We start from the raw sequence: 7770 nt of genomic DNA, 5'->3' as shown, positions 1-7770 counted from the left end.
CTAGTCTGGCTTAATGGTCACGTCTGAATCGACGAGAACTTCACATATTCCTGATCGAAACCAAACTTCGCCATCCGGCGCAGTTCAATCCGCTAAACCCTAAAGTCAAGCAAACCAGGAACGATGTAACTTCTCATAGAAACGTGACCGCCATTGTCGACTTAAAACCGGAACTTAATCCAGTTGCGAACATCCGCCGCCCACGTTTCTCTTTCTCTATATGCAATTGTCAAAAAACAGACGAAGCTCAAAACCCCGTCGAAAACCTTACCCCGAGAGCCATCAGCGTTCCCGCCTGAAACCCACAATCCGCACCAAACTTTCGTAAGAAACTTCAGAGCGAGTTCGTCGGTCGCCAGCAGCGCCGCCGCCCTCGTTGGTGAGCGGTTTATAAGCCCGGGCTCCGTTCATAGTCAACAGCTTTTTTGAAAAAAATGACAGTTTTCTGACAAACCGCTGTCCCGCAAGGTGTTGCACAGGAAATTGCGGGGCGGATTGATGCGGCGCACACGCAAAATCACATTTTCGCCCTCACTTTTTCACAATCTCTCACTCTAAACAGACTGTTAACGCACAGCACCGACGACGCATCGATCAGGGCGGGCGGTCCGCGCTTGGTGTTTGATGAGCCGACATGGCCGTGGGCAGCCGTTTGTTTGACTCCCGCTCATGAAAGATGCACATCTTCGCACAATGTATCTGGAACAAGAATAAGATATCAGATCGCAATCAGGGACTCGGGCTCATCTGGCATGATCACTGACAAGACTATGATCCGGTCGCTCGGCAACGAACCGCCGATCCTTGCGGATGGCCGCAAGGCGCCCGATCGCCGCGAGATTTCGCTGCGCTGGCTTTCGGGCACGTTCCTGACCGGCATCACCTCCAGCCTCCTGATGGGCGTCGCCCTGTTCGCGGCCCTTGATGGCCGCCAGCAATTGGCGATTCCGGCCGAAGCCTACGCAGCCATTGATCCCGCCCGCAACGGGCAACCGGTCACCGCTGCCAAGCGCGGCGATCGCATCCTTGCACCCAACATTGTCGCCAAACCATCCGACCGCACCATCATGGAAGTCTCGACCATGACCCATGACGGTGAAAAGGAGGTGGTGCGGCGTCAGCCCTTCGCCCATGTGAAGATGGCGCTCGCCGCCAACCACCAGACAAGCGACGACTATCCCCGCTTTGATCCGCTGGCGATCTTTTCGACGGATGACAGCCAGGCAACACCCCAAATCAGCCGCACCGGCACGATCTACGGTTCGGATGTCGAATCCGAGGTCAGCCTGAAGACAGTCGATTTTCCCCTGAAGGGCTCTCCGCTGATATTTGATGCGGCCATGTCGCTCGACGAGGTCGAGGAAAACGTCCGTACCAACGGGTCTGTTCTCACCGACGGCAATACGCAGCTCGCCTCGCTGTTTTATGTCGATCCCCGACGCTTTGCCTCGGATGACGGAGCGCTCGATCTGATCCAGGGTCTGTCGGCGCGCATCGTCGAGGAGAATATGAGTGTCTCGGCCTATGAGAACATCACCGAGCAAAGCACCGAATATGCCGATGACGTCATTCCGGTGCGCCGGCCGACGCCGATCGCGACCGTGCTCGTCAATGCCGGCTATGCCAAGTCCCAGGCCGAGGATGTCAGCGGCTATCTGGAAAAGGCGCTGAATACCAAGGAACTCTCCGAAGGCGATGTCCTGCGCATCGGCATCATCCAGAAGGGTGAGGAAGCCAAGGTCGTGCGCGCCAGTGTCTATTCCAAGGGCAGCCACGTGCTGACCATGGCCGTCGATGACAAGGCGCATTTCGTGCGCGGCAGCGAGCCGCCCGTTCTGGCAGCCATCGCCACGGCCTTCGACGACAACGGAACCCCAGTCGTCTCCTCCGGCCGCGACCTGCCGCGGGTCTATGACGGCGTCTACCGCGCAGCACTTTCCTACGGCATGACGCCTGATATGGTGGCGCAGATCATCAAGCTTCTGGCAAGCAGCGTCGATTTCCAGGCGCAACTGAAGCCGACGGACAGTCTTGAAGCCTTTTTCTCGGTCACCGACGAAAGCGGCAAGGCGACGGCCGATTCCGAGCTGCTCTATGTCAACGCCAAATTCGGCGATGCGCAGACACGCTTCTACCGTTTCCAGGATCAGGACGACAACGGCGTCGATTATTATGACGAAAACGGCAAGAGCATTCGCCAGTTCCTGCTGCGCAATCCCGTGCCGAATGGCCGCTTCACCTCGGGTTTCGGCATGCGCCGTCATCCGATCCTCGGTTTCTCGCGCATGCACACCGGTGTCGATTGGGCGGCACCCCGCGGCACGCCGATCATCGCTGCCGGTAATGGCGTGGTTGAAAAGGCCGGCTGGGATTCCGGCGGATACGGCCGGCAGACGCTGATCCGCCATGCCAATGGCTATGTCTCCTCCTACAATCACCAGAATGCCATCGCCAAGGGTGTGGTTCCGGGCGCCAAGGTCGTGCAGGGCCAGGTGATCGGCTGGGTTGGCACCACAGGCCAATCGACCGGTCCGCATTTGCACTACGAACTGATCGTTAACGGCACCAAGGTCGATGCCCTGAAGATTCGCCTTCCCGGCGGCAAATCGCTGGATGGCGAGGTGCTGGCGAAATTCGAAAAGGAACGCGGCCGCATCGACGAACTGCTCGCCAAGGACAACGGCACGCCGAGCGAAGTCGCGGCCACACAGTAAAGACCGCCATTCCGGTGCTGCGCCAGTCCCACGCATAAGCTATCCGAGTGACCACGGTGTCTGCGCACAGGATACCCTCTGTTGACCGGTCGCAGCAATCTGATGTACGTACATCAGTTAGGGACTGAAGAACGGGGAGGCAATTATGAGCGCATTCGAGATCGATCCGGCCTTTGTCATAGAGGATGAAGACTCTCTGCGACGTCTGTTTCCTGCGATTACGCCGCTCGCCATTCAGAAGTGTCAGGGCTCACTCGACAAACATGCGCAGGACTTCATCAGACGGTCGCCATTCCTGTGCATCGGCACGCAGAATATGGATGGCAAAGCCGATGTCAGCCCCCGCGGTGATCCCTCCGGCTTCGTCAAAATCCTTGATCCGCATACGCTGGCGATACCGGACCGGCCCGGCAATAACCGCCTCGACACGCTGGTCAATATTCTCGCCAACCCAAGCGTTGGGCTCCTGTTCGTCATTCCGGGATTTGAAGACACTTTGCGCGTGAATGGACAGGCCAGCCTGGTCAATGATCCTGATCTGCTCGAGAGCATGCGCGTTGAAGGTCGCGTTCCCAAACTCGCGATCGTGATGAAAGTGAACGAGGTTTTCCTGCATTGTTGGGGTGGACGGCCTCCGAACGGCATCGAAATGTGCCAAGTTTAGTCGTTGAAGATCTCAAACAAAGGAGCGGTCCGTGGAACAGATTATCCGTATCGGTATGGATACGTCAAAGAGTGTCTTTCAATTGCATGGGGTGAATGCTGCCGAGCAACCGGTCCTGCGCAAGAAGATGCGCCGCAAGGAAATGGTGGATTACTTCACAAAATGCCCGTCGACGGTGATTGCGATCGAAGCCTGCGGTGCCTCGCATCACTGGGCCCGGCTGCTGACTTCGCTGGGGCATGAGGTGAAGCTGATCGCGCCGCAGCTCGTGAAGCCTTATGTCAAACGCGGAAAAAACGACGCCGCTGATGCCGAGGCACTATGCGAGGCGATGAGTCGTCCGACGATGCGGTTCGTTCCGACGAAAAGCGCGGATCAGCAGGCCATACTGATGCTGGTTGGCATGCGCGAGCGCGCTGTCGCGGCGCAGACGGCACTTGCCAATATGATCCGAGGCTATGCGGCCGAGTTCGGGCTGACCGCGGCCAAGGGAATAAGCCATATCTCGCTGCTGCTGGAACGCATCATGGCGGACGGTTTCGTTCCTGATCTGGCGCGCGATTTGTTCGCGTCCCTGGCTGCGGAGTTCGCGCAGGCGAACGAGCGTCTGAAAGCGGTGGATGCAAGGCTGATGGCTTGGTATCGCAATAACGAATGCTGCCGCCGGCTTGCTCAGATACCGGGGTTGGCCCGATCGGTGCGGTGCTGCTGGTGATGAAGGCGCCGGCGCCGAAACAGTTCGCCTCCGGAAGGCAGTTCGCCGCGTGGATGGGGCTGACACCAAGGGACCATTCGACCGCTGGCAAGGTCAGGCTTGGGGTTATCACGAGAGCCGGGGATGAGGTGCTGCGAAAGACGCTGGTGTTGGGTGCGACCGCGTTGCTTCGCCATGTGAGAGTGGGACGCGGCAAAAACGGCTCGCCATGGCTCATGGAATTACTCAAGCGCAAGGCTCCCAAGCTGGTGGCTGTCGCGCTGGCGAACAAGGTCGCCCGCATTGCCTGGAAGATGATGGTGACCGGAGAGGCATACAGGGGCAATGCGACTCGGTCGGCGCCGGCCTGTGCGGCGTGAAGAACTCAGTCGGCCACGGTGAGCATGATACAGAAGTTACCGTGCGCTGATACGTGAACTTGCAAGAGAACGACAGATGGTATGATCGATCGATCCGAGACGCGAGACACTCCGTTTGGCCCAATGGCCCATGTGGTCGAGGCATTGTTTGGAACTCGTGGTGCGGAACCCATCTTGGCCAGCGTTCATGTGCGAACGCACCAACAGGCCGGACATATGAACGCAAGCGATCCGATCAAATCATTCGAAATAAATTCTTGCAGGTAGGGGGCCGTCCACATATGTGCCAAGGCCTTTCGGCGCTCGCAATTGTGGAATCCCGACACCTTCCAGGATCGCCGCGAGATGCCGTCGCTGTCGAAGATCATTCTGGACCAGACAACCGGTGCTCCGGTCGACGACGCCGAAATGCGCAGGATCGATGACGCGCTCGAAGGCGAATACAAGAAGACGCTATACTGAGGGCATCAGATAAATGTCCTGCAGTTTTGCGGGAGCGCAGGAACGGAAAAGGCCGCCCCGAAGGGCGGCCTTTTCTTTATCATTTAATCAGGCCGCAGCCTTCTCGGTCCCATCGCGCAGCTTGAAGTTCAGCCGGTCGGAGCCGGAGAACGCCTTGATCACCGATCCGTCAGGGAAATTGCCCTGGAGAATCTGCTCGGCGAGCGGATCTTGAACGAACTTCTGCACGGCGCGTTTCAAGGGACGTGCGCCATAGGCAGGATCGTAGCCCTTGTCGGCGAGGAAGGCGCGCGCCTCGTCGTCGAGTTCGAGCGTGATCTTGCGATCGGCGAGCAGTTGCCGCAGCCGCGTCAGCTGGATATCGACGATCGCGCCCATTTCGCCGCGTTTCAGGCGGTGGAACAGGATGATCTCGTCGACACGGTTGAGGAATTCGGGCCGGAAATGCCCGCGTACCACATCCATAACCTGATCGCGCACCGTGTCGCTGTCCTCATTCTCGCCAAGCCGGGTCAGATATTCCGCCCCGAGATTGGAGGTCATGATGATCATCGTGTTGCGGAAATCGACGGTGCGGCCCTGGCCATCGGTCAGGCGGCCGTCATCGAGAACCTGCAGCAGAACGTTGAAAACATCAGGATGCGCCTTCTCGATCTCATCGAACAAAACGACCTGATAGGGCTTGCGCCTGACAGCCTCGGTGAGCGCCCCGCCCTCCTCATAGCCGACATAGCCGGGAGGTGCGCCGATCAGCCGGGCAACGGAGTGTTTCTCCATATATTCCGACATGTCCATGCGCACCAGCGCGCTGTCGTCGTCGAACAGGAAGCGCGCCAAGGCCTTGGTCAGTTCCGTCTTGCCGACGCCGGTGGGTCCTAAGAAGATGAACGAGCCGATCGGGCGGTTCGGATCCTGCAGACCGGCCCGCGAACGGCGAACCGCGCGCGACACCGCCTGTACCGCATCGCCCTGGCCGACCACCCATTTGCCAAGCTCGTCTTCCATGCGCAACAGCTTGTCGCGCTGACCATCGAGCATCTTCTCGACGGGGATACCCGTCCAGCGGGAGACGACATGGGCAATGTTGTCGGGGGTCACGACCTCCTGGACCATCGGGTCGAGCGCCGAGGAATCCTGGCTTTCGGAAACCTCCAGCTCCTTTTCAAGCTTCGGGATCAATCCATAGGCAAGCTCCCCGGCACGCTGAAATTCGCCCTTGCGCTGGGCTGCCGCCAGTTCATTGCGGGCCTCCTCCAACTGCTTCTTCAGGTCGGCCGCAAGCCCGAGCTTCGATTTTTCCGCCTGCCAGCGCGCCGTCAGCGCGTCGGCCTCTTCCTCGAAGCCGGCAAGGTCGAGTTCCAGCTTTTCCAGCCGGTCCTTGGACGACCGGTCGGTTTCGCGCTTCAGCGCCTCGCGCTCGATCTTCAGCTGCATGATGCGCCGGTCGAGTTCGTCCAACTCTTCCGGCTTCGAATCCACCTGCATGCGCAGCCGCGACGCCGCTTCGTCCATCAGGTCGATCGCCTTGTCCGGCAGGAACCGGTCGGTGATGTAGCGGTTGGACAGGGTCGCGGCCGCAACCAGCGCCGAATCGGAGATCCGAACCTTGTGGTGCTGTTCGTATTTTTCCTTAAGGCCACGGAGGATAGAGATCGTGTCCTCGACATTCGGCTCGTTGACCATGACCGGCTGGAACCGGCGGGCAAGCGCCGCATCCTTCTCGACATGCTTGCGATATTCATCAAGCGTGGTCGCGCCGACGCAGTGCAGTTCACCGCGCGCAAGCGCCGGTTTCAGCAGATTGGAGGCATCCATCGCCCCGTCCGCCTTGCCGGCACCGACCAGCGTGTGCATCTCGTCGATGAACAGGATGATCTCGCCCGCTTCCGCCTGGACCTCGGAGAGAATGGCCTTCAGCCGCTCCTCGAATTCGCCGCGGAATTTCGCGCCCGCAATCAGCGAACCCATGTCGAGCGCCATCAGCTTCTTGTCCTTCAGGCTTTCCGGCACGTCGCCATTGATGATGCGCAAGGCCAGGCCCTCGGCAATCGCCGTCTTGCCGACGCCGGGTTCACCGATCAGCACCGGGTTATTCTTGGTGCGGCGCGACAGGACCTGAATAGTGCGGCGAATTTCGTCGTCGCGGCCGATCACAGGATCAAGTTTGCCGTCGCGCGCGTCCGCCGTCAGGTCGCGGGCATATTTCTTCAGCGCGTCGAAACCAGCTTCGGCATTGGCGCCGTCGGCGGTGCGGCCCTTGCGGATGTCGTTGATGACCTGGTTGAGCTTTGCCGCGGTGACACCTGCCTTTGACAGGATGCCGGAGGTTGCAGCAGAGGTCTCGATGATCAGAGCCTGCAAAAGCCGTTCGACCGTCACAAAGCTGTCGCCGGCCTTTTTCGCAGCGTCTTCGGCCGTCTGGAACACGCGGGCCAGCGGCTGCGCCAGGGAAAGCGAACCATTGCCGCCGGAAACCTTGGGCAGCTTGGCAATCGCCAGGTCATTGGCAATCTTTGCCGCCTTTGCGTCGCCGCCGGCACGCTCGATCAAGGACGACGCCATGCCCTGGTCGTCGTCGAGCAGCACTTTCAGGATATGTTCGGGGGTCCACTGCGGATGGCCCTGCGCCAGCGCATAGGTCTGCGCCGATTGCAGGAAACCGCGCACCCGCTCGGAGTATTTTTCGATATTCATGGTCTACCTCCAGTTATCGCACAGCCCGTTTCGGCACCGTCCGATGGTTCAGGATAAGGCTCCCTAAAAGGCAAGCCTTTCATTTCAGCCGATCTTGCGCCTTGCGCGTGATCAACCTTTAAACTCGAATATGGGGGAGGAAATTTGCAAATTAAAGAGGTG

Annotated in this window: 2 protein-coding genes and 3 pseudogenes; 4 read left to right on the top strand and 1 reads right to left on the bottom strand. The window is 59.3% G+C overall.

What is annotated here, in order from left to right:
• Window positions 1-752: 752 nt before the first annotated feature.
• The 4 genes and pseudogenes from P6U16_RS12845 to P6U16_RS12830 form a co-directional block, all read left to right on the top strand.
• Entirely contained in the window at window positions 753-2714 is a 1962-nt protein-coding gene (locus P6U16_RS12845) for a M23 family metallopeptidase (RefSeq protein WP_277700904.1), read from the top strand.
• A gap of 145 nt (window positions 2715-2859) precedes the next feature.
• A pseudogene (locus P6U16_RS12840) lies at window positions 2860-3333 on the top strand (MSMEG_1061 family FMN-dependent PPOX-type flavoprotein); the annotation flags it as partial.
• Between the two features lie 76 nt (window positions 3334-3409).
• Window positions 3410-4452 (top strand): annotated as a pseudogene (locus tag P6U16_RS12835) (IS110 family transposase).
• Window positions 4453-4725: 273 nt separating this feature from the next.
• Window positions 4726-4914, top strand: a pseudogene (locus P6U16_RS12830) (pyridoxamine 5'-phosphate oxidase family protein); the annotation flags it as partial.
• An 87-nt stretch (window positions 4915-5001) separates the two neighbouring features.
• Here P6U16_RS12830 and clpB read toward each other — a convergent pair.
• Window positions 5002-7608, bottom strand: a complete 2607-nt coding sequence (clpB, locus tag P6U16_RS12825) for an ATP-dependent chaperone ClpB (RefSeq protein WP_277700903.1) — start codon at window positions 7606-7608, stop codon at window positions 5002-5004.
• Window positions 7609-7770 lie beyond the last annotated feature (162 nt).

Source organism: Rhizobium sp. 32-5/1 (genome assembly GCF_029537235.1).
Taxonomy (GTDB): domain Bacteria; phylum Pseudomonadota; class Alphaproteobacteria; order Rhizobiales; family Rhizobiaceae; genus Pararhizobium.
This window is presented reverse-complemented; position numbering and strand designations above follow the sequence as displayed.

Excerpts from the sequence above, each read along its gene's own strand:
- P6U16_RS12845 (WP_277700904.1), top strand. The coding sequence starts at position 753 with ATGATCACTGACAAGACTATGATCCGGTCGCTCGGCAACGAACCGCCG.
- clpB (WP_277700903.1), bottom strand. The coding sequence starts at position 7,608 with ATGAATATCGAAAAATACTCCGAGCGGGTGCGCGGTTTCCTGCAATCG.